Below are 22564 nucleotides of genomic sequence, written 5' to 3' on the forward strand. Positions count from 1 at the left end.
GGTACGGGCTCCCGGCCCTAGGGTCGGGGGCATGAGGCTGTTCGCCGCCGTACTGCCCCCCGCCGGGGCCGCCGCCGAACTGCGCGCGGCCCTCGCGGCGGCCCCCCGACCCGACGGACTGCGCTGGACCGCCCAGGCGGGATGGCACTTCACCCTCGCCTTCCTGGGCGAGGTCCGCGACGAAGTGCTCCCCGACCTGTACGAGCGGCTCGGCCGGGCCGCGGCCCGCACCGCCCCGTTCCCGCTGCGCCTGCACGGCGCCGGGCACTTCGGCGACCGCGCCCTGTGGATCGGCGCCGCCGGCGGGCTCGACACGCTGCGCCTGCTCGCCGAACGCGCCGACGCCGCCGCCCGTCGCGCCGGCGTCCCGATGGAGCAGCACCGCCGGTACACCCCGCACCTGACCCTGGCCCGCAGCCGCGCCGGCGGTGACCTGCAGCCCTGCCTCGACGCCCTCGCCGGCTTCGAGGGCGCCCCCTGGCGGGTCGACACCCTCAGCCTGGTGCGGAGCAACCTGCCCGTGAGCGGCGTACCGGGCGAACGGCCCCGCTACGAGGTCGTACGGGCCTGGCCGCTGTCCCCCTGACCGGCGGCGTCCCGTTCGACGGCCTGATCGTGGGGCGGGCGTCCTCCCACCACTCCGGCGCCCCCTACCGCGCCACGGTCTTCGGCCTCACCGGCTCACCTTTCCCGGCCCCCGACACCACCACCCCGCGCGGGGTCCGACGCCTCCCCCGAGGCCCCGCCCGCCAGGTGCTCGCGGGCCACCCGGGCCGGTACGCACATCCGCCATGCCTCGGTGACCAGCTCCGCCAGCTCCGTCGGGCCGAGGGCGGCCATCCGGGCGTGGACCCAGTTCCAGCGCATGTCCCCGGCCCCCGGCAGGCTGAACGTGCCGGGCTCGGAGGCGACCAGCGCCGCCCGCTCCTCCTTGGGGAAGGCGAAGCCCAGCTCGGTCTCGTCGCGGGACAGGGCGAGGTAGACGATCCGCCCGATGCGGAACTTCACCCGGTCCCGCACGAGGTGTTCCTCGGTGCGCGGCAGCGCGAGCGCCAGCCGCCGTACGTCCTCCACGGTCACCATGACGGCAGTGTCCCGTACCGCCCCCGCCCGTGGGGGCGGGGGCCGTACGCGGGGTCGGCCGGCGCCGCGTTAGTCTCGACGGGTGGATCCCAAGACCAGAAACCGTGTCATGGCCGGTGTGCTCGTGCTGATGTTCCTCGTCGTCGCCGTGGCGGCCGCCGTCGGCCAGTAACCGGCCGTCGCCCCGCCCCACCCGTCACCAGGCGAACGCCTCCGGCGACGGGCTCGGGCCGGGGCTGTGCCGGCCCGGGGGACCACCCCCGGACCCCCGGCGAACAGACGGCCCCGCCCGTCACCAGGCGAACGCCTCCGGCGACGGGCCCGGGCCGGGGAAGATCTCGTCGAGGCCCGTCAGGACCTCCTCCGGGAGTTCCAGCTCCACCGCCCGCAGCGCGGACGCGAGCTGCTCCGGCGTGCGCGGGCCCACGATCGGGCCGGTGACCCCGGGGCGGGTCAGCAGCCACGCCAGGGCCACCTCGCCGGGCTCCAGGCCGTGCTTGGCCAGCAGGTCCTCGTACGCTTGGACCTGCCCGCGGACCGTGCTGTTGTTCAGCGCGTCCGCCGACCGCCCGGACGCGGTGCGCCCCGACTCGGCCGCCTTACGGATCGCGCCGCCCAGCAGGCCGCCGTGCAGGGGGGACCAGGGGATGACGCCGAGCCCGTACGCCTCGGCGGCCGGGATGACCTCCATCTCGGCCCGCCGCTCGGCGAGGTTGTACAGGCACTGCTCGCTGACCAGTCCGAGCCGCCCGGTGCGCGCGGCCGTCTCGTTGGCCTGGGCGATCTTCCAGCCGGGGAAGTTGGAGGAGCCCGCGTAGAGGATCTTGCCCTGCTGGATCAGGACCTCGACGGCCTGCCAGATCTCCTCGAAGGGGGTCCGCCGGTCCACGTGGTGGAACTGGTAGACGTCGATGTAGTCGGTACCGAGCCGCTTGAGGCTGGCGTCGACGGCCCGGCGGATGTTCAGCGCCGAGAGCCGGTCGTAGTTGGGCCAGGTCTCGCCCTCGCGGGACATGGAGCCGTAGACCTTGGTGGCGAGGACTGTCTTCTCCCGGCGGTCGCCGCCCCGGGCGAACCAGGTTCCGATGATCTCCTCGGTGCGGCCCTTGTTCTCGCCCCAGCCGTACACGTTGGCCGTGTCGACGAAGTTGATGCCGGCGTCGAGGGCGGAGTCCAGGAGGGCGTGACTCTCCGGTTCCCCGGTCTGGGGGCCGAAGTTCATGGTTCCGAGTACGAGGCGGCTGACCTTGAGGCCCGTGCGTCCGAGCTGCGTGTACTTCATGGGGCACTAGCCAACTGCTTCGAGTGCGCTCCAGGCAAGCCCCCGCCGTGAAGGGCGTGTTACGGCCCGTCCGCCGGCCGGTAGGGGCCTCCGAGGCCCCATGCCTGGTGCAGGACGGCCGCGAACTCGCCGGCCAGCCGGTGCTCGCCCGAGGCGTTGGGGTGCGTGCCGTCGTAGGTGTCGTGGCGGATGTCGTACCCCTGCGGGCGGGCGGCCAGCAGGATCGGCGAGGCGTCCGTCGACAGGTCGGCGACCGCCTTCGCGAGGAGTTCGTTGAAGCGGACGACCTGCGCCGCGAACGGGGCGTCGTCCTCGGCCCGGACGTTCGCGATGACCGGCAGCAGCACCATCCGGATGCCGGGGCGGGCGGCGCGGGCCGCGGCGACGAAGCGGCGGACGTTGGCGGCGGTCCCGTCGGCCTCGGTGTAGAAACCGAGGTCTATCAGGCCGAGGGAGACGAGCAGGACGTCGACCTCGCCCGCGCCCGCGGCGGGCCCGACGAGGGGCGCCATGTGCTGCCAGCCCTCGCCCCAGCCGGCCAGGTGCCGGCGGGCGTGCTCCGGGAAGTCGGGGGCGGCGTACGCGCGGCTGGTGGCCGCCTCGGTGGCGGGGTCGTGGAGCGCGGTGCGCGGGCCGACGATCTCGTAGGGGCCGTCCAGGGTGGCGCACAGGTGCTGCCACATCCGGTAGCGCCAGGTGTAGTCGCCGGCGCGTCCGATGGTCATGGAGTCGCCGACGAACATGAAACGCATCCGGTCATCATCGCGGATCGCGTGACGGAAACCCCTGTGACGCCGGACACGCGCGACGGGCCGGCAGGCTTGGGGGATGCGCCTGCTCCCCCGGCCGTCCGCCGCCCTCGCCGTCACCGTCGTCACCGCCCTCGCCGTGCTGCCGACGGCGGCCCTCGCCGCGGAGACCCCGGGCGCGGCCGGGTTCACGATCACCGACCCGCGGATCCGCGAATCGAGCGGCCTCGCGGCGAGCCGGCTGCACCCGGGCGTGTACTGGACGCACAACGACAGCGACGACGGCCCGTACGTGTACGGGGTGGACGCGGCGACGGGGAGGACCGTGGCGCGGGTGACGCTGACCGGGATCGGCACGCCCCGCGACGTGGAGGCGATCTCCGTGGGGCCCGACGGGCAGATGTACGTCGGTGACATCGGCGACAACCGCGACGGGACCTGGGACCACGTGTGGGTCTACCGCTTCCCGGAGCCGAAGCGGCTCGCCGACACCACGGTGAAGGCGGAGCAGTTCACCGTCACGTACGCCGACGGGCCGCGCGACGCCGAGGCCCTGATGGTCCATCCGGTGACGGGCCGGGTGTACATCGCGAGCAAGCACGAGCGCACGGCCGGCCTGTACGAGGGACCCGAACGGCTGTCGGCCGGCGGGACCAACGTGTTCCGTCGGGTCGCCGACGTGCCCTGGGTGACGGACGGGGCGTTCTCCCCCGACGGCGGCCGGCTCACGCTGCGCGGCTACTTCACGGCCCGCACCTGGCCGTGGAAGGACGGCCGCCCGCAGGGCGCCGGCACCCGGGTGAGCGCCCCGTTCCAGGGGCAGGCCGAGTCGGTGACGTACACGGCGGACGGCAAGACGCTGATGTTCGGCTCGGAGGGCGCGGGCAGCCGGGTCATCGCGGTCCCGGCGACCCCGGACGACGGCTCCTCCGCGGCGGACCCGGCCGCCTCCGCACCCGCCCCGTCCGGCGCGGCCTCCGGCCGTCCCGGCTCCCCGCCGCAGGCCGGCGACCCGGCCGGACAGGACGGCGGCTTCACCAAGGGCGCCCTGGTCCTCGTGGTGGGCACCGCCCTGGTGTTCGGCGCCAAGCGCCTGCTGCGGCGCACCCCGAAGGACTGACGGGCGGCGGCCCCCTTCCCGTTCACGGGCCGGGGGCGACCGCGTACGCCCTACGAGTGGCCGAGGTCGGACGTCGCGAGGTCCGCGGCCGGGACCGAGCCGGTGTCGGCGGCCGGGCGCAGCGGGAACTCGTCCGTCGCCATCGAGTCGAGCACCGGCGGCGCGGGCCGCAGCGGCTTCGGCATGACGGCGGCCTCCGAGTGGCCGCCGCAGCCGTACGAGAGGGAGACCAGCCGGCCGTCGGCCGGTCCGAACTCGTTGGCGCAGACCCCGAAGGCCTGCCCCAGCGAGCCGCCGATCTTGACGAGGAACCCGCAGGACACGCACGACGCGGGCGCCGCCTGCGCCATCGGGGTCTTCGCGCCGAAGGACTCGTCCCAGCGGTCGGCCGCGCTGTGCAGCCCGTACCGCGACAGGACGCGGGCGCGCCGCATGCCCAGTTCCTCGGCGACCGAGGTGATGGAGCCGCGCGCCGGGACGACGACCCGCTCGGTGACGTCGGCGTCCTCGGCCTCGACGAGTTCGGCCATCTCCTCCGAGACGACGGAGTTCGGCGGCGGGGCGTCCTCGTCGGACCAGCCCTGCTCCAGCCGCAGGTCGTCGGCGTCGGTCGGCAGCAGGTCGCCGGGGCCCATGTCACCCGGACGCAGCCGCTCGCTCCACGGCACCCATTCGGGGGCCAGCAGCGCGTCGTCGCCGGGGAGCAGCACCGTTTCGTCGAGGGTGACGTTCTTGGCGCGGGAGGCGCGGGTGACGGTCACCGCCCAGCGCCAGCCCCGGTAGCCGGGTTCCTTGCACTCGAAGAAGTGGGTGACGACCCGGTCGCCCTCCGCCACGACGGAGACGTGCTCGCCCACCACGCCGGGGAAGGCGGCCTCCTCGGCCGCCGCCCGGGCGAGTTCTACCGCCTCGGCGCACACGCGGTCGGGGGTACGCGGGGTACGGCTTCGCGTCGTCGCAGCACTCACAGGTCTCGTTCTCTCCTACGCCGTCTCACGAGTGCGCCGTCCGTACTGTCGTCCACAACGACCCGTCGGTCTCGTCCGTACCCAGCGCGGGCGGAGCGGACCAGGGGGCCGCGTCGACGTCCGCGCCCGATCGGCCTCGGGCGCACCCCACTGCGATCCATTCTGCGGGATCGCGAAGAGGCGCGCGGCCAAGAGCAACCGCCGGTGGCGCGCTACGCACGCTACCTCCTCCGGAGCCTTCGTCCCACATGCGAGGTCCGATTCGCGGACGATGCCGGCACCCCGGACGTGCCGGGAGGGGTCCGGGAGGGCCGAGTGGGGCACTATGGCCACGTGGCACCCGCACGGTCGTCCGATGACGGCTCGGGACCGGCCAAGCGGGCCGGCCGGGCTGTCGGGCGTGCCCTGCACCTGCCCATCACCGGTACGGCGCGCGGGATCCGACGGGCCACGCACGCGCAGGGGGCGGGCGAATCGGGCCTCGGCCGACTGATCGAACTGCACGCCATCAACGGCGCCGGCGACGTGATGATCACGGTGGCGCTGGCCTCGACGGTGTTCTTCTCCGTCCCCACGGACGAGGCACGCGGCCGAGTGGCCCTGTACCTGGCCATCACCATGGCCCCCTTCACCCTGCTGGCCCCGGTGATCGGCCCGCTGTTGGACCGGTTGCCGCACGGCAGGCGGGCGGCGATGGCCGCGGCGATGCTGGCGCGGGCCCTGTTGGCGCTGATGATGTCGGGCGCCGTGGCGACGGGCGGCCTGGAGCTGTACCCGGCGGCGCTGGGCGTGCTGGTGGCGTCCAAGGCGTACGGGGTGGTCCGCAGCGCGGTCGTCCCCCGCCTCCTCCCACCGAGGTTCTCCCTGGTCAAGGCGAACTCCCGGGTCACCCTGGCGGGCCTGCTGGCCACGGGCGCGGCCGCGCCGATCGGGGCCGGCCTGCACACGATCGGACCGCCCTGGCCGCTGTACGGGGCCTGCGCGATCTTCGTGTGGGGGACGTTCGCGGCGTTCCAACTGCCGCACAAGGTGGACGACGCGAAGGGCGAGACCCGCGCCCGGCTCTCCACGCACGAGGCGCACTCGCGGCGGCCGGGCCTGCGGACGATCAGCCGGCCGGTGCTGTGCGGGCTGCTGGCCAACGCGTCGATGCGGGGCCTGTCGGGCTTCCTCATCTTCTTCCTCGCGTTCCTGCTGCGGGAGCACCCGCTGGCCGGGCAGAGCGCGGCGGTGTCGCTGGCGGTCGTCGGCGTCTCGGCGGGCCTGGGCAACGCGTGCGGCACGGCCGTCGGGGCGTGGCTGCGGGCCCGGGCCCCGGAGGCGATCATCGCGACCGTGCTGTGCCTGACGCTCGGCGTGGCGGTGATCTCCGCGGTCCTGTTCAGCGGGGCGATGGTGGCGGTCCTGGGCGCGACGGCCGGCTTCTGCCAGGCCCTCGCGAAGCTGTCCCTGGACGCGATGATCCAGCGGGACATCCCGGAGTCCGTCCGCACCTCGGCCTTCGCCCGCTCGGAAACCCTGCTCCAGATGGCATGGGTGCTGGGCGGCGCGATCGGCATCGTCCTCCCGTTGAACGGCGTCCTGGGCATGGCCGTGGCCGCCACGGTCGTGGCGGCGGGCACCACGATGGCCCTCCGCGGCGCCCTCGCCCCCCATCCCAGGGGCACCACCCACCCCCGCGTGGCCTGACGGGGCCCCCGCGACGGCGCCGCGCGGGGCAAACCGACACCGGCGGAGCCGACCCGCAGGACCCCATGCAGCAACGCGGCCCACCGGCCCGATAGCCTTCGGCTCATGACCGCACCGCTTATCCCGGGTAGGGCCCGCCGCAGCGTCGCGGCCCTCGGAGCCGTGTCCGCCGGCCTCCTCCTCCTCTCCGCCTGCGGGGACAAGCCGACCCCGCTCGCGACCGTGACCGTCGGCACCTCCACCGTCTCCGCGGAGTCCGACTGCCGCGCCGACGGCAAGGACCTCTCCATGGACCGCGTCCAGGAGTGCCTGACGAACCTGAAGAACGCCAAGACCATCGAGTACGGCCGCGGCGACACGCTGCGCCTCGGCGTCGAGCCGGAGGTCGTCGAGGACGGCAGGCAGTGGCAGGCGGTCCTCGACGGACAGCCGATCACCGAGCCGTCCTCTAACACCTACCGCAGCTTCCAGGGCGCCGACGTCTTCGCGACCGGCGGCCAGGGCGAGGCCCCCGCCTCGAAGGTCCTCGGCTTCGTCCAGGTGGGCAAGGACGGCAAGCCGCTCGCCATCTGGTCGTTCAAGCTCAAGCTCAAGTAGCCGGCGGCATCCCGTGCGCGCGCTCGTCGTGACCGCGGTGGCCGCGGAGGCCGAATCCGCGGCCGCCGGTCTCACCCCTCATCCGGACCCGGTCACCCCGGAGCCGCGCACCCTGCCCGGCGGGTACCTCATCACCCGCCGGGACCTGCCGGGCCTCGCCGTCGACGTGCTCGTCGGCGGGGTCGGCCCGGCCGCCGCCGCGGCCGCCACGGCCACCGCGCTCGCGCTGGCCGACTACTCCCTCGTCATCTCCGCCGGCATCGGCGGCGGGTTCGCGCCCGCCGCCCCGCTCGGCTCGCTGGTGGTCGCCGACGCGCTCGTCGCCGCCGATCTGGGCGCCGCGACCCCCGACGGGTTCCTCAGCGTCACCGAACTCGGCTTCGGTCACGGCGTGCACCTGCCGCCCGCCGAACTGGCCGCGTCCGCCGCGCAGGCCACGGGGGCGCTGCTCGCCCCCGTGCTGACCGTGTCGACCGTCACCGGGACCGCGGCCCGCGCCGCCGAACTCGCCGCCCGGCACCCCCTCGCCGGCGCGGAGGCCATGGAGGGCTTCGGGGTGGCGGAGGCCGCCGCCGCGCACGGGCTGCCGGTCCTGGAGGTCCGTGCCGTGTCCAACGCCGTCGGGCCGCGCGACCGTTCCGCCTGGCGCATCGGGGAGGCCCTGGCCGCACTCGCCGACGGCTTCCGCGCGCTGGGACCCGTACTCGTCAACTGGGGAGAACGCCATGAGCACCGGTGACCGTGACCTCGGCCGTGACCACGACCGCGACCACAACCGCGACCGCGACCGTTCGACGCTGGAGATCGCCTTCTCGCCCTGCCCGAACGACACGTTCGTCTTCGACGCGTGGGCGCACGGCCGGGTGCCGGGGGCGCCCGCCCTGGACGTCACCTTCGCCGACATCGACGTCACCAACGGCATGGCCGAGCGCGGCGAGCTGGACGTGCTGAAGGTGTCGTACGCCGTCCTCCCGTGGGTGTTGGAGGAGTACGCGCTGCTGCCCTGCGGCGGGGCCCTGGGGCGCGGCTGCGGCCCGTTGGTGCTGACCCGGGAGCCGGGCGTGGACCTGGCCGGGAAGACCGTGGCCGTGCCGAGCGAACGGTCCACCGCCTACCTGCTGTTCCGGCTGTGGGCGGCCGACGTGCTGCCCGAGGGCGTCGGGAAGGTGGTCGTGCTGCCGTTCCACGAGATCATGCCGGCCGTCCGGGACGGCCGGGTGGACGCCGGACTGGTCATCCACGAGGCCCGCTTCACCTACCGGGACTACGGGCTGCACTGCCTGGCGGACATGGGTGAGCACTGGGAGTCCACGACGGGCCTGCCGATCCCGCTCGGCGCGATCATCGCGAAGCGTTCGTTGGGCGCCGGGACGTTGCGCGCGCTGGCCGAAGCGGCCCGCACGTCGGTCCGGATGGCGTGGGAGGACCCGCAGGCGTCCCGCCCGTACGTACGGGCGCACGCGCAGGAGCTGGATCCGGCGGTCGCCGACCAGCACATCGGGCTGTACGTCAACGAGTTCACCGCGGACCTCGGAGACGCCGGCTACGCGGCCGTCCGCGGGCTGCTGACCAGGGCCGCAGCCGAGGGTCTTGTTCCGGCCATCCCCGCGGACGCGCTCGTCTTCCCGTAGCGTCCCGGGCCGCGCGCGCCGGTGCCCCGCGGCTCGTACGAGCGGCGGGGCACCGGGGTCGGACGCGGGCTCAGACGTCGAGCTGGTCGGCCACCGCGCGGAGCAGTCCGGCGATCTTCGTGCCGTGCACCCGGTCGGGGTAGCGACCGCGTTCCAGCATGGGCGTGATGTTCTCCAGCAGCGTCGTCAGGTCCTGCACGATCGACGCGAGCTCGTCGGGCTTGCGGCGCTGCGCGGCCGCGACCGAGGGCGCCGGATCGAGCACCGTCACCGAAAGTGCCTGGTCACCGCGTTGTCCCGCGACGACGCCGAACTCGACCCGCTGGCCGGGCTTGAGGGCGTCGACCCCGGCGGGGAGCACCGACGAGTGGACGAAGACGTCGCCGCCGTCGTCGCGGGAGAGAAAGCCGAAGCCCTTCTCGCTGTTGAACCACTTCACCTTGCCGGTAGGCACGTCCGTCCTCTGTCCTTGTGCTCGTCGGGTCCGGTCGGCCGCGATGTTCGGCTCCGGATAGCAGTGCGGCAGGTCCTTCGACCCGCCTCCTCCAGGCTAGTGGTCCAGAAACGGGAGACAAGACGTTCCCCGGTCCTTCCCCGGGGCCCTTCCGCCGTCCTTCCGGTTCACCGCGTCGGCCAGGGAACTACCCTGGTCGGGTGACTGTTACTCCTCTTCCCGACGATGCCCGGCCCGGCGACGGACTCGTCAAGGCCGGCGGCATCGTGTTCATCGCCGGCGCCGTGGCGACCGTCGTGACGATGGCCCCGCTGTTCCTGGGCACCGATCCGTTCCCGTCGTACGCGTGGGCCGTGTGCATGCTCATGGGCGTCGGTTTCGCCATCTCCGCGGCGGGCGTGTTCCGCTCGGCCGCGGCGCAGCGAAAGGCGGCCCGGGCGTCCCAGGCCGCCTGACGGATGCCGTACGGGCCGCGGTCGGTCGCCGGCCGCGGTGCCTCGCCCGCCGCGGTGCCCCTCGGCGTCGCCGTGCGCCTCGGGCCGCCGCGCGTCTCAGGCCGCCGCGCGCGTTCGGTCGTACTCCGCGAGCCACTGCGGCAGCGCGGTGAGGTCGGCGAGGACGACGTCCGCGCCGGCGGCGCGCAGATCGGCCTCCGAGCACGGGCCGGTGGGCACCGCCACGGACAGCGCGCCGGCCGTGCGGGCGCCGCGCACGTCGCCGACGTGGTCGCCGACGTAGACCTGCGCGCCGTACTCGCGCAGGGCCTCCGCCTTGGCCTCCGCCCACAGCCAGCCGATCACGGCGTCGGCCTCGATGCCGAGGTGCTCCAGGTGGTGGCGGGCGTTGGGCTCGTTCTTCGCGGTGACAACGATGGCACGACCGCCGAGGGCCTGGACGGCGGCGATGGCCTCGCGGGCGCCGGGCATCGCGGGGGTGGGCTCGATGGCGTGGTCGACGTAGATCTCCCGGTAGCGGTCCCGCATGGCGGGGATCTCCGCGTCGGTGAACCAGTACGCAAGCTCCTCCTCCAGCGGCGGCCCGAGCCGGGTGACGGCCTCGTCGGCGTCGATGAAGGCACCCGTCTCCGCGGACAGCGCCCGGTAGGTGGCCCGGATGCCGGGACGGGAGTCGATGAGGGTCATGTCGAGGTCGAACCCGACCGTCAGGGGGGCGGGTTGGATCTTGGTGTGGGGGTCGGAGGTCATGCCTCCCATTGTGCCGAGGCAGGTCCAACTAAACGGAACGTGGGCTTGGCTTTCGCTTTCCAGACCATGAAATCCCGGCACATTCCACCCCACGTTCTCGGGCGCCATTCCAGACGTTCTCCAACGCCCCACCGACCTACGTGGCAGAACCACACATCGATGCGTGGCGGACCCAAGCATCACCGGCGGCTACCGGCGCCGGCGCGCGCGCCACAGCAGGTACAGCGCCGTCGCGACGGCGGCCCACCGGATCACGCCCGGCCACAGCTCCTGGAACGCGGCGCCCATCCCGTCATCGGCGAGCTCCTCGCCCCAACGGCCCACCCGCCGCCCCCACAGCCACAGCACCGCCGCGGTGAAGAACCCGCCGGGCAGCCCGAAGACGACCCACTTGCGTTCGGACGGCCCGAGCACGCGGGACCCGTACGCCACCAGCCAGCCGAGGGCGATCAGCATCCAGTACCCGGTGAGCGCCCCGGCGGCGAGCAGCGCCGCCGCCAGCAGCAGGAACGCGTGGGGGCGGGTACGGCCGGGTGCCACCGCCTCGGGGGCGGCCGCGGCGGCCTCCCGCTGCCGGCGGCGTTCCCGCCGCGCCCGCAGGACCCGTACGGCCCGGCGCGTGCGGGACGGTGACGGTTCCGCCGGTGCCGCGGGGCCGGCCGCGTCGCCGGCGCCCTCCTCGGCGTCGTCCTCGCCCGGCGGTCGGCGCAGGAAGTCCGGGAACTCGATGCCGCCCGCGAAGCCGTCGACCTGCGGCCCCGAACCGAGCGACGCCGCGCCCGAACCGACGCGCCACCAGTCCGGCTCCACGCCGTCGGGGGTGCCGAGTTCGTCGAGACCGGCCAGGTGCGGCGGCACGTTCCGCGGCTCCTCCGCCGGCTGCGGGGCCGGCTTGCGGCGCAGCCGCCCGCGCTGGACGGGCACGGACTGCGGCGCGACCGTCGGGGCGGGCGTCCGGGCGGACCCGGACCCGGCGGTGCGGGCCGGTCGGCCCACCGAGTCCAGGAGTTCCTCCGGCGTGCCGAGCCGGTCCAGGATGCCCCGTACGGCCGCCGTGGTCTCCGGTTCGTACGTGGCGCGCCGACGGTCGATCTCGTCCCGGAGCCCCGACACCAACCGCATCCGGTCACCCGACGACAGCTGCCGGCGCTGCGCCAAGTCCCCGACCCGGCTCAGATATTCGTAGACCAGATGGTCGCTCTCGATCCCCACGCCCCGGCTCCTCACGTCCCGCCTGCCCCGAAGGTAGCGCGTGCGCCCGTGGAGCGGCCGTCGGCGCAACGGATACCGTTGACCGGATGGGGACCGGCCGACGGACCGGCCGGCGCGACCAGGAGGCGACCACCGTGCCCGAGGCAAGCACCGCTGCGGGAAATGCCCCGCGCTCCCTCGCCGAGGCGCTGCGCGCCCGTGACGACGTGGGGCTCGCGGCCCTGCTGCACGCGCGGCCGGACCTGCTGAACCCGGTGCCCGGCGACGTCACCCAGCTGGCCACCCGCGCCGGCACCCGCGCGTCGGTGGTGCGCGCCCTGGACCGGCTGGACCGGTTCGCCCTCCAGACGGCCGAGGCGCTCGCGGTGGCGCCCGACCCGTGCCCGTACCCGGTGTTGGAGTCGCTGCTGACGGGCGGCGAGAACGAGGCCGCCCGCGTCGAACTGCCCCGGGCGCTCGGCACGCTGCGCGACCAGGCCCTGGTGTGGGGCGACGAGGACCGGCTGCGGCTGGTGCGCACCGCCCGGGAACTGCTCGCGCCGTCCGCGCAGCGCCCCTCACCCACCGGGCTCGGGCCGACGGTGTCCGAGGCGACGGCCGGCATGTCGCCGACGCGGATCCAGGAGATCGTGGCGGCCCTCGGGCTGCCCGCCACCCACGACGCGGTGTCCGCCGTGACCGCCCTGACCGGCCTGTTCACCGACCCGGAGCGGATGTCGGCGCTGCTGGACGAGGCCCCGGCGGAGGCCCACCAGGTCCTCGGGCGGCTCGTGTGGGGGCCGCCGTACGGGGAGGTCACCCCGCAGCCGACGGCGCCGGTGCGCTGGCTGCGCGACCGGGGGCTGCTGTTGCCCGCCTCGGCGCGGACGGTCGTCCTGCCCCGCGAGGTGGCGCTGCACCTGCGCGGCGGGCTGGCGCACCGACTGACCGCCCCGCTGGCGCCGCCGGTCGGCGCGCGCCGCGAGCACCGTCCACAGCTTGTGGACGCGAACGCGGCCGGTCAGGCGCTGGCCGCCCTCGACACCGTCGAGGAACTCGTGAAGTCCTGGGAGCACGCCGGGCCGGCCGTCCTGCGGGCCGGCGGGCTCGCCGTACGGGACCTCAAGCGGGCGGCGACGCTGCTGGACACCACCGAGCCGTCGGCCGCGTTCTGGATCGAACTGGCCTACGCGGCCGGGCTGCTGGCGAGCGACGGCGAGGCCGACGAGCGGTACGCGCCGACCCCCGCCTTCGACGACTGGTGCGAACTGCCGCCCGCCGAACGGTGGTCGGTCCTGGCCGCGGCCTGGCTGTCGGCCACCCGCACGGCCGGACTCGTCGGAGAACAGGACGCCAAGGGGCGCACCCTGTCGACGCTCGGCCCCGAACTCGACCGGTCGGCGGCGCCCGAGGTGCGCCGCCGCGTCCTGGACCTCATCGCCGAGCTGCCCGAGGGCGGTTCACCCGACCCGGACGCGCTGCTGGACCGGCTCGCCTGGGAGCGTCCCGTACGCGGCACCAGCGACCTGCGGGCCCGCCTCGCGCACTGGACGCTGACGGAGTCGGAGGTCCTCGGCGTCACCGGGCGCGGCGCGATCAGCGCGTTCGGCCGCGCCCTGCTGGAGCACCGGGACCCGGCGCCGCTGCTGGCCCCGCTGCTGCCCGAGCCGGTCGACCACGTCCTGCTCCAAGCCGACCTGACGGCGGTCGCTCCCGGCCCGCTGCGCCGCCCCCTCGGCGACACCCTGGCCGTGCTCGCCGACGTCGAGTCCAAGGGCGGGGCGACCGTGTACCGCTTCACCCCCGGCTCGGTGCGCCGGGCCCTGGACGCCGGACACACCGCCGTCGACCTGCACGCCTTCCTCGCCGAGCACAGCCGCACCCCCGTACCGCAGCCGCTCTCGTACCTCATCGACGACGTGGCGAGACGGCACGGGCACCTGCGCGTCGGCGCGGCCTCCTCGTACGTGCGCTGCGACGACGACGGCATGCTGAACGAGATCCTCGCCGACAAGCGGTCCGCCGGACTCGGGCTGCGCCGCCTCGCGCCGACCGTCCTGGCCGCGCAGGCCGAACCGGGGGCGCTGCTCGACGGGTTGCGGTCGATGGGCTACGCCCCGGCGGCGGAGTCCCGTACCGGCGACGTCCTGGTGGCGCGCGCCCACGCCCACCGCACCCCGGCCCGCTCGGCACCGGTCCCCGTCCCGGACGGACCGCCGGTCCCGGACGCCACGCTGCTCGGCGCGGCCGTACGGGCCATCCGCGCGGGCGACCTCGCGGCGACGGCGGTCCGCAAGGAACCCGCCTCGGCGGCGGGCTCACCGCCCCCGGCGGCCGGCGAACTCCCGCGCACGAGCGCGGCGGAAACCCTGGCGACGGTCCAGGCGGCAGCCCTGACCGGCTCGGCGGTGTGGATCGGCTACGTCAACGCGGAGGGCGCGGCGAGCCAACGCGTCATCGCCCCGGTCCGCGTGGAAGGCGGCTTCGTCACCGGCTACGACCACACGGCGGACGAAGTCCGCACGTACGCCCTGCACCGCATCACGGGCGTGGCAGAACTGGCGGAGGACCAGGTCTGACCCGCCGGGCACCGGGCATTCCAGCCCCGCCGGCGTTCGAGGCGCGGGGGCCCGGAGGCGCCGCCCCCGGCGCGACCCGACCCGATACCAGCCCCGCCGGCGTTCGAGGCGCGGGGCCCGGGGGCGGCGCCCCCGGGCAGGGCGCCGCACGCGCACGGGTCCGGGCTCGGCCCGGGGAACGGAGGAAGGGCGGGGCGGGGAGACGCCCCGCGCAGCGGCACCCGTCAGGAACGGTCCGCCCCGGAAAACCGCCGGCCCCCCGCCCCCCGATCCGGCAGGGTGACGACATGCCCACCCCACCCCCCACCCGCCAAATCCGCGCCGCCCACACCGACACCACCGTCACCGTGTACCAGGCCTACTCCCCGCGCCTGGGACTACCCGCCGCCCGCGACGGTCGCTTCCCGCCCGACTGGAAGCGCGACCGCATGACCTGGATCAAACCGTCGTTCCTGTGGATGATGTACCGCTGCGGCTGGGCCACCAAGGAAGGCCAGGAGACGGTACTGGCCGTCGAGATCACCCGCGAGGGCTTCGACCGGGCGCTCGCCGGGGCCTGCCTGTCGCACTACGCCCGGGGCGTCCACCCGGACCGCACGAGCTGGCAGCGGGCGCTGAGGGCCGCCCCCGCCCGCGTCCAATGGGACCCCGAACGCGACCCGCACCTGAACCCGCTCCCCCATCGCGCGCTCCAGCTGGGCCTGTCCGGCCCCGCCTCCCGCGCGTACGCCGACGAGTGGACGGTCTCCATCCGCGACGTCACCCCCCTGGCCCGCCGCCTCCACACCCTGATCCGCTCCGGCCACGAGGACGACGTACGCGCCCTGCTCCCGACCGAACCCCCGTACCCGACGGGCCCCCTGACCCACCTCGGCGCATAGCCGCCCCGCCACCACCCGACCCGGCCCGCAGCGGCCCCGCCTCACGCCCCGACGTAGTCGACCCGCCCCGCGTCGAACGGCCACCCCTCGCGGAGCCACCGGCCCACCGCCGCGCGCACGCCCGCGTCCAGGTACGCCCGATCCGCCCGTACCCAGGAACTGACGCGCACCCGCCCCGGCTCGTCGTTGCGGGGATACACGTACACGCACCCGATGACGTCACCCGCGCCCGCGCCCTCCAGCACGCTGTACGTGAACCCCCGTCGCTCCTCGAAGTCCCGCGCGTGCCGCACCAGGTCGGCGAGGTTCGCCTCGGCGCTCATGCCCTCCGCCGGCGGCCACCCGCCCGTGAACCCGGAGGTCGCGCGGACGTGCGCGATGCTCCCGCTCCACGCGGCGAGGTCCCGCTCGTTGTGCTGCGGCCCGAGCGGCTCCAGCCGGAACCCGTCCCCGGCGAAGGCGCGCGGCACCTCGAAACCGTCCGGTACGAACCCCGAACCCCGCTGATCGTCATCCATACCCGGAACGTATCCGCCGTCCCGACCCGGCGCCGGCCCGTTCCCAGCGCCCCGCCCACGTCCGCGCCGACGCCCTCACCACCCGGAAACCGCTGGCCATGCGGCACACTGGAGGTTTGGCCGAACGGAAAGGTGCTCCCGTGAACTCAGGCCCACTCATCGTCCAGAGCGACAAGACCCTCCTCCTGGAGGTCGACCACGAGCTCGCCGGGGCCGCGCGCCGCGCCATCGCCCCGTTCGCCGAGCTGGAGCGGGCTCCCGAGCACATCCACACCTACCGGATCACCCCGCTCGGCCTGTGGAACGCCCGGGCCGCCGGGCACGACGCCGAGCAGGTCGTCGACGCGCTCGTCGAGTTCTCCCGTTACCCCGTCCCGCACGCGTTGCTCGTCGACGTCGCCGAGACCATGGCCCGCTACGGCCGCCTCACCCTGTCCAAGCACCCCGTGCACGGACTGGTCCTGACCAGCACCGACCGTCCGGTGCTGGAGGAGATCCTGCGGTCCAAGAAGGTCGCCCCGCTGGTCGGCGCCCGGCTCGACCCGGACACCGTCGCGGTGCACCCCTCCGAGCGCGGTCAGATCAAGCAGACCCTGCTCAAGCTGGGCTGGCCCGCCGAGGACCTCGCCGGGTACGTCGACGGCGAGGCCCACCCCATCGACCTCGTCGAGGACGGTTGGGCACTGCGCCCCTACCAGCAGCAGGCCGTCGAAGGCTTCTGGCACGGCGGCTCCGGCGTGGTCGTACTGCCCTGCGGCGCGGGCAAGACGCTGGTCGGCGCCGGCGCGATGGCCATGGCGCGGGCGACCACGCTGATCCTCGTCACCAACACCGTCTCGGCCCGCCAGTGGAAGCACGAGCTGATCAAGCGGACGACGCTGACGGAGGAGGAGATCGGCGAGTACTCCGGTACCCGCAAGGAGATCCGGCCCGTCACGATCGCCACGTACCAGGTCCTGACGACGAAGCGGAAGGGCATCTACCCGCACCTGGAGCTGTTCGACTCCCGGGACTGGGGCCTGATCCTCTACGACGAGGTCCACCTGCTGCCCGCGCCGGTCTTCAAGTTCACCGCCGACCTCCAGGCCCGCCGCCGGCTCGGTCTGACCGCCACGCTGGTCCGTGAGGACGGCCGCGAGTCCGACGTGTTCTCCCTCATCGGGCCGAAGCGCTTCGACGCGCCGTGGAAGGAGATCGAGGCGCAGGGCTACATCGCGCCGGCCGACTGCGTCGAGGTCCGGGTCAACCTCACCGAATCGGAGCGGCTCGCGTACGCGACCGCCGAGACGGAGGAGAAGTACCGCTTCTGCGCGACGACCGCGACGAAGCGGAAGGTCACCGAGGCGCTGGTGCGCAAGCACCAGGGCGAGCAGACGCTGGTCATCGGGCAGTACATCGACCAGCTCGACGAGCTCGGCGAACACCTGGACGCGCCCGTCATCAAGGGCGAGACGTCCAACGCGCAGCGCGAGAAGCTGTTCAACGCGTTCCGCGAGGGCGAGATCAGCGTGCTGGTCGTCTCGAAGGTCGCGAACTTCTCCATCGACCTGCCCGAGGCCACCGTCGCCATCCAGGTGTCCGGCACCTTCGGCTCCCGCCAGGAGGAGGCGCAGCGCCTGGGCCGGGTGCTGCGCCCGAAGGCGGACGGGCACGAGGCACGGTTCTACTCGGTCGTCGCGCGCGACACGATCGACCAGGACTTCGCCGCCCACCGCCAACGATTCCTCGCCGAACAGGGCTACGCCTACCGCATCCTGGACGCCGACGAACTCCTGGCCGACGACTGACCACGCCCGGCCCCGCCCCGGCCGGGGCGGGTCCGGGCGTGGTTGGTGTCCGACGGGTCCGGTACCGCGCGGCGTGCACCCGCCCGAACATCGGGTGGCCGGAAGCCGACGAGCCGTACGCGACAGGGACCTCGGGTCCCGGACGACGCGGAACGCATGCCGGAGTATCGGCGGACGGGGTTCACGAGCTCAGCCAGAACCGCTTCGAGGCCGACCCGGAGCCGGACGCCGAAGCGGACTGCCGACCCCCGTCCGGCACGGCCGCCGGGGCCGCGCCGTCTGCCGGAACGGACCGCACCCCGGAGTCCGGGAAGGGGTCCGGGGCCAAGGTCGGTTCGGGCTCGGGGCGGCGGGCGCGGCGGCGTAGGAGGGCTGCGGACGCTGCGGTCAGGAGCGGTACGGTCCACACCCACAGGTGGGGCCAGTGGTGCAGGAGGTCACGGCCGGTGCCGGTGCCGAGGTGGCGGGCCCAGAAGTCGGCGGAGGCCTGCGGGAGCACCAGCAGGCCGAGCAGGCCGGTCCCGGTGAACCCCGCCAGGGCGGTGAGCCCGGCCCGGACCCGGCCGGTCAGCAGCAGGTACGGGACGAAGACGGCCGGTGTCAGCGTGATTCCGGCGGCGACACCCAACGCGAAGCCCCTACCGAGGGCGCTGCGCGCCCGGCCCAGGTCCCAGACGGCCAGGCAGGCGAGCGCCAGGTTGATCTGACCGGACACCGGGTTCTGGAACAGCGGCTCCAGCCACAGCCCCCCGATGGTGGCGGCCAGTACGGGTCCGGGCCGCGCCCGCAGTCCCGCGAGGCGGCAGGAGAGCAGGATCAGCAGGGCGAGCAGGCAGGCGTTGCCGAGGAGCAGCACGACCTTCAGCACCCCGGACGGCAGCCACGCGGCCGGCGTGAACAGGATCGCCGCGAACGGAGGATAGGCGGCGGGCGGATGCCACTCGGCGGCGGACATGCCGTGGACGAGGGCCTCGGCCATCGGCAGGCGCAGGGCGATGCACAGCACGCCCAGGGCCAGCAGCGAGCCCGTGACCAGCAGGCCGGCAAGGAACGACGGCGAGCGGGCGGGATCGGAGCTCCGGGTCACGCGCGTGACCCTAGTGGATCAGCCCCCAGCCCCCACCGGGATCCGGCCACGCCCACCCCGGAACCCGGCCGAAAGCCCCGTCCCGAAGGCCCGACCACGACCACCCGGACAGCCCCCCGCCCGCCGGCGTCCCACGGCACTCACATCGGCACCACGCCCACGCGGCGCCCACACCCGCGCGGCAGCCCTGCCCACGCACCCGCACCCGCACCCGCGCCCACGCGGCAGCGCCCCTCACGCCCGCGCCACGGCGGACGTCGACCCGTGCCCGCGCTGCCCGCGCCGGCAGGGTCAGCGGCGTATGACGCCCGCGTCCTCGGCGTATTCGCCCAGGACGACGACGCTCACGGCGGTCGCAGCGAAGACTTTCGCGGCGCGCAGGACGTCACCCACGCGGTAGCGGGAACGGTGGTCGGAGGTGGCGGTGGCGCCGCTCGGGCGGCCGCCCGGGATCGGGGTGAAAGTTGCGGTGCTCATGTATCCATGGTCCGTTTTCCCGCCTTCCACCACATCGCTCTGCGGAGGGAACATTCGCGCCCCCGCGGTCCTCCTCACGACCCACCCCACCCCCTAGGGGCCCCCTCCCAGGTCTGACACTCCCCGGTACGACACCCACACCGTGCTCCCGCCGAACACCGGCCATCCACCCGTTCGGAGCCCCGGCCCCCTCCCCGGTCCCCACCCCCACAATCCGTTCGCGCGGCGCCCGCACCCTGACTAGAATCTCCGCTCTTGCCGCCTCCCGCCGCGCATCGGGGAGAGCCGTCCGCCGCTCGGAAACCGGCGGGCATCAGTTCCTTACCAGCAGCTGGAGGCAGTCCCGTGCCCGCGCACGCCCCCGAATCCACCGACCCGCTCGCCCGCGAGCGGTCCCACCTGGCCGCCTCCCGTTCCGCCCTCCGCGCGATGCGCGAGGACGTCGAGGCCCTCGACATCCGCGACGTCACCGCGAACTGGGTCAACGCCGTCGTCCTCCAGGCCCAGATCGACGACCGGATCAAGGCCCTCGCCGACCTCTCCCACACCCCGCTCTTCTTCGGCCGCCTCGACTACCTGCACGCCCCGGGCGCCGAACTGGCCGAGGGCGCGGAGGGCGAGCAGTTCTACATCGGCCGCCGCCACGTCCACGACTCCGACGGCGACCCGATGGTCATCGACTGGCGCGCCCCCGTCTCCCAGCCGTTCTACCGCGCCTCCAAGACCGACCCGCAGGACGTGGCCCTGCGCCGCCGCTTCGGCTACACCGGCGGCGAACTGACCGCGTACGAGGACGAGCACCTCTCCGACCCGGCCGAGGCGGCCGCCGTCAGCAAGCTCCTCCAGCAGGAGATCGAGCGCCCCCGCGTCGGACCCATGCGCGACATCGTCGCCACGATCCAACCGGAGCAGGACGAAATCGTCCGTTCCGGACTGTCCGGATCCGTCTGCGTACAAGGGGGTCCCGGCACCGGGAAGACGGCCGTCGGCCTGCACCGCGTCGCGTACCTGCTGTACGCGCACCGGGACCGGCTCGCCCGCACCGGCACCCTCGTCATCGGGCCGAACCGTTCCTTCCTCCACTACATCGAACAGGTCCTGCCGGCCCTGGGCGAGCTGGAGGTCAAGCAGGCCACCGTCGACGACCTGGTCGCCCGCCCCGGCCTGGAGGTGCGCGGCGCCGACGAGGCCGCGACGGCCGTCGTCAAGGGCGACGCCCGCATGGCCCGCGTGCTGCGCGCCGCTGTCCGCTCGCACGTGACCGCGCCCACCGAACCCCTGATGGTGGTGCGCGGATCGCGGCGCTGGCGGGTGCCGGCGTACGAGCTGGCGGAGATCGTCGAGGAGCTCCAGCAGCGCGACATCCGCTACGGCGCGGCCCGCGAGGCGCTGCCGCAACGGATCTCCCACCAGATCCTCGTCCGCATGGAGCAGGCCGGCGAGGCGCCGGACGACCGCGTGCAGGACGCGGTGGCCCGCAACGCCGCCGTGAAGGCGGCCGTCAAGGAGATCTGGCCGCCCGTGGAACCGGCCAAGCTGGTGCTGCGCCTGCTCTCCGACCAGGACTTCCTGGCGGTCCACGCCGAGGGCGTCCTCACCGCCGACGAGCAGAAGCTCCTCCTGTGGCCCAAGCCGTACCGCAGCGTGAAGTCGGCGAAGTGGTCGCCGGCGGACCTCGTCCTCATCGACGAGGCCGCCGACCTGGTGGAACGTACGCACTCCCTCGGTCACGTCGTCCTCGACGAGGCGCAGGACCTGTCCCCTATGCAGTACCGGGCCGTGGGCCGACGCTGCACGACCGGCTCGGCGACGGTCCTCGGCGACCTCGCGCAGGGCACCACACCCTGGGCCACGCGCAGTTGGGACGAGGCCCTCACCCACCTGGGCAAGCCGGAAGCGGTCCTGGAGGAACTCACGGCGGGCTTCCGCGTGCCGCGCGAGGTCATCGCGTACGCCTCCCGGCTGCTCCCGGCGATCTCCCCCGGGCTGGCCCCGGTCTCCTCGGTCCGCGAGACGCCGGGCTCCCTGACGGTCACGGAGACGGCCGACCTCACCCCGGCCGTGATCGACGCCTGCCGGGACTCGCTCGCGCACGAGGGCTCGATCGGCCTGATCGCGGCCGACGCGCGCATCCCGGACCTCGGACGGGCCCTCCTGGAGGCGGGCCTGCCGTACCTGTCGCCCGGCGAGGAGACCACGGCCGAATCGCGGCTGACACTGGTGCCGGCGTCGCTGGCGAAGGGCCTGGAGTACGACTACGTCGTCCTGGACGAGCCCGCCGCGATCGTGAGCGGTGAGCCGGACGAACGCACCGGCCTGCGCCGCCTGTACGTCTGCCTCACCCGAGCCGTCTCAGGCCTCACGACCCTCCACGCGACCCCCCTCCCCGAGGCCCTGTCCCCGCCCCCCTCCTGACCCCGCTGCACAGGACCACCACCCCACCCCGGCACCCCCGTTCCCCGCTGCGCGGGGCCACCGCCCCACCCCAGCACACCCGTTGCCCGCTGCGCGGGGCCGCTCCCCTCCCCGCCCTTCCCCCGTTCCCGCCTCAACGCCGGCGAGGCTCACCCCGAACCCCCGGGGCTCCGCCCCGAACCCCGCGCCTCAAACGCCGGCGAGGCTGGGTGATCGGGCCCCGTCAGCTCCAGCAGAGCGGGCCCAACCCCCCGGGGCTCAAACGCCGGCGAGGCTGGATCGCTAACCCCGACGAACCGGATCGGCATCCGTCAGCGACCCGGATCGGCATCCGTCAGCGAAGCCGTATGAACCTCAGCGCCGACGGCCCCGCAGGGCCGGCATAGCAAGCCGGGCGGGCAGGACAGGCAGGGGGCCAGCGGAACAGGACGGGACGATGTGATGTGCCGCGAGTCGGGGACGCGGTGCCGCAGGTCGGGGACGGGCTCGGGTGCCGCAGGCCGGGAACGGGGTGGGGACGGGTGCCACACGCCGGGGACGAGGACGGAGTGCCGCAGGCCGAGAACGGGAACGGGGACGGATGCCGCAGGCCGGGAACGGCGACGGCAACGGGAACGGGAACGGGTGCCGCAGGTCGGGGACGGGGACGGGGTGGGGTGTCGTCCGGGGCTAAAACGTGATTTGTTGGCGCGCGGTGCCGCCCGGCAAACGAAGCTGCGGACAGGGCGCCATAAATCATGCCCGCCCCGGACGACACCCCCCCCCCGCCCCCCCCCCCCCCCCCCCCCCCCCCCCCCCCCCCCCCCCCCCCCCCCCCCCCCCCCCCCCCCCCCCCCCCCCCCCCCCCCCCC

At 74.5% G+C, this 22564-nt stretch carries 21 protein-coding genes; 11 read left to right on the top strand and 10 right to left on the bottom strand.

Annotated features, from left to right (window positions below):
- Nucleotides 1-31 precede the first annotated feature (31 nt).
- Nucleotides 32-586: an RNA 2',3'-cyclic phosphodiesterase gene (gene thpR, locus ACZ4XJ_RS36295; RefSeq protein ID WP_468498728.1), complete on the top strand. Its 555-nt coding sequence runs from the start codon at nucleotides 32-34 to the stop codon at nucleotides 584-586.
- 95 nt (nucleotides 587-681) lie between these two features.
- Here thpR and ACZ4XJ_RS36300 read toward each other — a convergent pair whose 3' ends face one another.
- The 3 genes from ACZ4XJ_RS36300 to ACZ4XJ_RS36310 form a co-directional block, all read right to left on the bottom strand.
- Nucleotides 682-1083 (bottom strand): MmcQ/YjbR family DNA-binding protein, encoded by a 402-nt coding sequence (locus ACZ4XJ_RS36300; RefSeq protein WP_468498729.1) that lies wholly within the window; start codon nucleotides 1081-1083, stop codon nucleotides 682-684.
- 292 nt (nucleotides 1084-1375) lie between these two features.
- Nucleotides 1376-2365 carry an aldo/keto reductase gene (locus ACZ4XJ_RS36305; RefSeq protein ID WP_362876721.1) on the bottom strand — a complete coding sequence of 330 codons (990 nt, stop codon included), beginning with the start codon at nucleotides 2363-2365 and terminating at the stop codon, nucleotides 1376-1378.
- 59 nt (nucleotides 2366-2424) lie between these two features.
- Nucleotides 2425-3117, bottom strand: a complete 693-nt coding sequence (locus tag ACZ4XJ_RS36310; RefSeq protein WP_468498730.1) for a GDSL-type esterase/lipase family protein — start codon at nucleotides 3115-3117, stop codon at nucleotides 2425-2427.
- Between the two features lie 76 nt (nucleotides 3118-3193).
- Here ACZ4XJ_RS36310 and ACZ4XJ_RS36315 point away from each other — a divergent pair, with 76 nt between their 5' ends.
- Nucleotides 3194-4234 carry a WD40 repeat domain-containing protein gene (locus ACZ4XJ_RS36315; RefSeq protein ID WP_468498731.1) on the top strand — a complete coding sequence of 347 codons (1041 nt, stop codon included), beginning with the start codon at nucleotides 3194-3196 and terminating at the stop codon, nucleotides 4232-4234.
- A gap of 50 nt (nucleotides 4235-4284) precedes the next feature.
- Here ACZ4XJ_RS36315 and ACZ4XJ_RS36320 read toward each other — a convergent pair whose 3' ends face one another.
- Complete coding sequence (locus ACZ4XJ_RS36320; protein WP_362876718.1) at nucleotides 4285-5202, bottom strand: DUF3027 domain-containing protein; 918 nt, start codon at nucleotides 5200-5202, stop codon at nucleotides 4285-4287.
- Between the two features lie 315 nt (nucleotides 5203-5517).
- On the opposite strand from ACZ4XJ_RS36320, the gene ACZ4XJ_RS36325 reads away from it, so the two are divergent.
- From ACZ4XJ_RS36325 to ACZ4XJ_RS36340, 4 genes are all read left to right on the top strand, one after another.
- Nucleotides 5518-6891, top strand: coding sequence for an MFS transporter (locus tag ACZ4XJ_RS36325; RefSeq protein WP_362876717.1), 1374 nt, complete (start codon nucleotides 5518-5520; stop codon nucleotides 6889-6891).
- Nucleotides 6892-6996: 105 nt separating this feature from the next.
- Entirely contained in the window at nucleotides 6997-7488 is a 492-nt protein-coding gene (locus tag ACZ4XJ_RS36330; RefSeq protein ID WP_362876716.1) for a DUF2771 domain-containing protein, read from the top strand.
- Nucleotides 7489-7501: 13 nt separating this feature from the next.
- The gene (locus ACZ4XJ_RS36335) at nucleotides 7502-8227 is read left to right on the top strand and encodes a futalosine hydrolase (RefSeq protein ID WP_362876715.1); all 726 of its coding nucleotides are present in this window, start codon (nucleotides 7502-7504) and stop codon (nucleotides 8225-8227) included.
- A 64-nt stretch (nucleotides 8228-8291) separates the two neighbouring features.
- A complete protein-coding gene (locus ACZ4XJ_RS36340; protein WP_468498739.1) occupies nucleotides 8292-9119 on the top strand; it encodes a 1,4-dihydroxy-6-naphthoate synthase in 828 nt (275 codons plus the stop codon).
- A gap of 70 nt (nucleotides 9120-9189) precedes the next feature.
- Here the strand turns inward: ACZ4XJ_RS36340 and ACZ4XJ_RS36345 are convergent, their stop codons facing one another.
- Complete coding sequence (locus ACZ4XJ_RS36345) at nucleotides 9190-9573, bottom strand: cold-shock protein (RefSeq protein WP_136225748.1); 384 nt, start codon at nucleotides 9571-9573, stop codon at nucleotides 9190-9192.
- A gap of 200 nt (nucleotides 9574-9773) precedes the next feature.
- On the opposite strand from ACZ4XJ_RS36345, the gene ACZ4XJ_RS36350 reads away from it, so the two are divergent.
- The gene (locus ACZ4XJ_RS36350; RefSeq protein WP_362876714.1) at nucleotides 9774-10028 is read left to right on the top strand and encodes a hypothetical protein; all 255 of its coding nucleotides are present in this window, start codon (nucleotides 9774-9776) and stop codon (nucleotides 10026-10028) included.
- Nucleotides 10029-10124: 96 nt separating this feature from the next.
- On the opposite strand, the gene ACZ4XJ_RS36355 is transcribed toward ACZ4XJ_RS36350, so the two are convergent.
- Both ACZ4XJ_RS36355 and ACZ4XJ_RS36360 read right to left on the bottom strand, forming a co-directional pair.
- Nucleotides 10125-10778 carry an HAD family hydrolase gene (locus tag ACZ4XJ_RS36355; protein WP_362876713.1) on the bottom strand — a complete coding sequence of 218 codons (654 nt, stop codon included), beginning with the start codon at nucleotides 10776-10778 and terminating at the stop codon, nucleotides 10125-10127.
- A 189-nt stretch (nucleotides 10779-10967) separates the two neighbouring features.
- Nucleotides 10968-11990 carry a hypothetical protein gene (locus ACZ4XJ_RS36360; RefSeq protein ID WP_468498732.1) on the bottom strand — a complete coding sequence of 341 codons (1023 nt, stop codon included), beginning with the start codon at nucleotides 11988-11990 and terminating at the stop codon, nucleotides 10968-10970.
- 86 nt (nucleotides 11991-12076) lie between these two features.
- Here ACZ4XJ_RS36360 and ACZ4XJ_RS36365 point away from each other — a divergent pair, with 86 nt between their 5' ends.
- Nucleotides 12077-14548 carry a helicase C-terminal domain-containing protein gene (locus ACZ4XJ_RS36365; protein ID WP_468498733.1) on the top strand — a complete coding sequence of 824 codons (2472 nt, stop codon included), beginning with the start codon at nucleotides 12077-12079 and terminating at the stop codon, nucleotides 14546-14548.
- 287 nt (nucleotides 14549-14835) lie between these two features.
- On the top strand, nucleotides 14836-15429 hold the full coding sequence (locus ACZ4XJ_RS36370; protein ID WP_468498734.1) for a DUF4291 domain-containing protein: 594 nt from the start codon (nucleotides 14836-14838) through the stop codon (nucleotides 15427-15429).
- Nucleotides 15430-15470: 41 nt separating this feature from the next.
- On the opposite strand, the gene ACZ4XJ_RS36375 is transcribed toward ACZ4XJ_RS36370, so the two are convergent.
- On the bottom strand, nucleotides 15471-15947 hold the full coding sequence (locus ACZ4XJ_RS36375; RefSeq protein WP_468498735.1) for an N-acetyltransferase: 477 nt from the start codon (nucleotides 15945-15947) through the stop codon (nucleotides 15471-15473).
- 140 nt (nucleotides 15948-16087) lie between these two features.
- Between ACZ4XJ_RS36375 and ACZ4XJ_RS36380 the strand changes: the two genes are divergently transcribed.
- Nucleotides 16088-17734: a DNA repair helicase XPB gene (locus ACZ4XJ_RS36380; RefSeq protein ID WP_362876708.1), complete on the top strand. Its 1647-nt coding sequence runs from the start codon at nucleotides 16088-16090 to the stop codon at nucleotides 17732-17734.
- A gap of 181 nt (nucleotides 17735-17915) precedes the next feature.
- On the opposite strand, the gene ACZ4XJ_RS36385 is transcribed toward ACZ4XJ_RS36380, so the two are convergent.
- Both ACZ4XJ_RS36385 and ACZ4XJ_RS36390 read right to left on the bottom strand, forming a co-directional pair.
- The gene (locus ACZ4XJ_RS36385; protein ID WP_362876707.1) at nucleotides 17916-18821 is read right to left on the bottom strand and encodes a glycosyltransferase family 87 protein; all 906 of its coding nucleotides are present in this window, start codon (nucleotides 18819-18821) and stop codon (nucleotides 17916-17918) included.
- 291 nt (nucleotides 18822-19112) lie between these two features.
- Nucleotides 19113-19298 carry a hypothetical protein gene (locus ACZ4XJ_RS36390; protein ID WP_468498736.1) on the bottom strand — a complete coding sequence of 62 codons (186 nt, stop codon included), beginning with the start codon at nucleotides 19296-19298 and terminating at the stop codon, nucleotides 19113-19115.
- 345 nt (nucleotides 19299-19643) lie between these two features.
- Between ACZ4XJ_RS36390 and ACZ4XJ_RS36395 the strand changes: the two genes are divergently transcribed.
- Complete coding sequence (locus ACZ4XJ_RS36395) at nucleotides 19644-21713, top strand: HelD family protein (protein WP_468498737.1); 2070 nt, start codon at nucleotides 19644-19646, stop codon at nucleotides 21711-21713.
- Nucleotides 21714-22564 lie beyond the last annotated feature (851 nt).

It is taken from the genome of Streptomyces sp. NPDC029836 (genome assembly GCF_055574495.1).

Bases quoted from the DNA above. Each gene is read 5' to 3' on its own strand.
- thpR (WP_468498728.1), top strand. From the start codon at position 32: ATGAGGCTGTTCGCCGCCGTACTGCCCCCCGCCGGGGCCGCCGCCGAA.
- ACZ4XJ_RS36300 (WP_468498729.1), bottom strand. From the start codon at position 1,083: ATGGTGACCGTGGAGGACGTACGGCGGCTGGCGCTCGCGCTGCCGCGC.
- ACZ4XJ_RS36305 (WP_362876721.1), bottom strand. From the start codon at position 2,365: ATGAAGTACACGCAGCTCGGACGCACGGGCCTCAAGGTCAGCCGCCTC.
- ACZ4XJ_RS36310 (WP_468498730.1), bottom strand. From the start codon at position 3,117: ATGCGTTTCATGTTCGTCGGCGACTCCATGACCATCGGACGCGCCGGC.
- ACZ4XJ_RS36315 (WP_468498731.1), top strand. From the start codon at position 3,194: ATGCGCCTGCTCCCCCGGCCGTCCGCCGCCCTCGCCGTCACCGTCGTC.
- ACZ4XJ_RS36330 (WP_362876716.1), top strand. From the start codon at position 6,997: ATGACCGCACCGCTTATCCCGGGTAGGGCCCGCCGCAGCGTCGCGGCC.
- ACZ4XJ_RS36355 (WP_362876713.1), bottom strand. From the start codon at position 10,778: ATGACCTCCGACCCCCACACCAAGATCCAACCCGCCCCCCTGACGGTC.
- ACZ4XJ_RS36365 (WP_468498733.1), top strand. From the start codon at position 12,077: ATGGGGACCGGCCGACGGACCGGCCGGCGCGACCAGGAGGCGACCACC.
- ACZ4XJ_RS36370 (WP_468498734.1), top strand. From the start codon at position 14,836: ATGCCCACCCCACCCCCCACCCGCCAAATCCGCGCCGCCCACACCGAC.
- ACZ4XJ_RS36375 (WP_468498735.1), bottom strand. From the start codon at position 15,947: ATGGATGACGATCAGCGGGGTTCGGGGTTCGTACCGGACGGTTTCGAG.
- ACZ4XJ_RS36390 (WP_468498736.1), bottom strand. From the start codon at position 19,298: ATGAGCACCGCAACTTTCACCCCGATCCCGGGCGGCCGCCCGAGCGGC.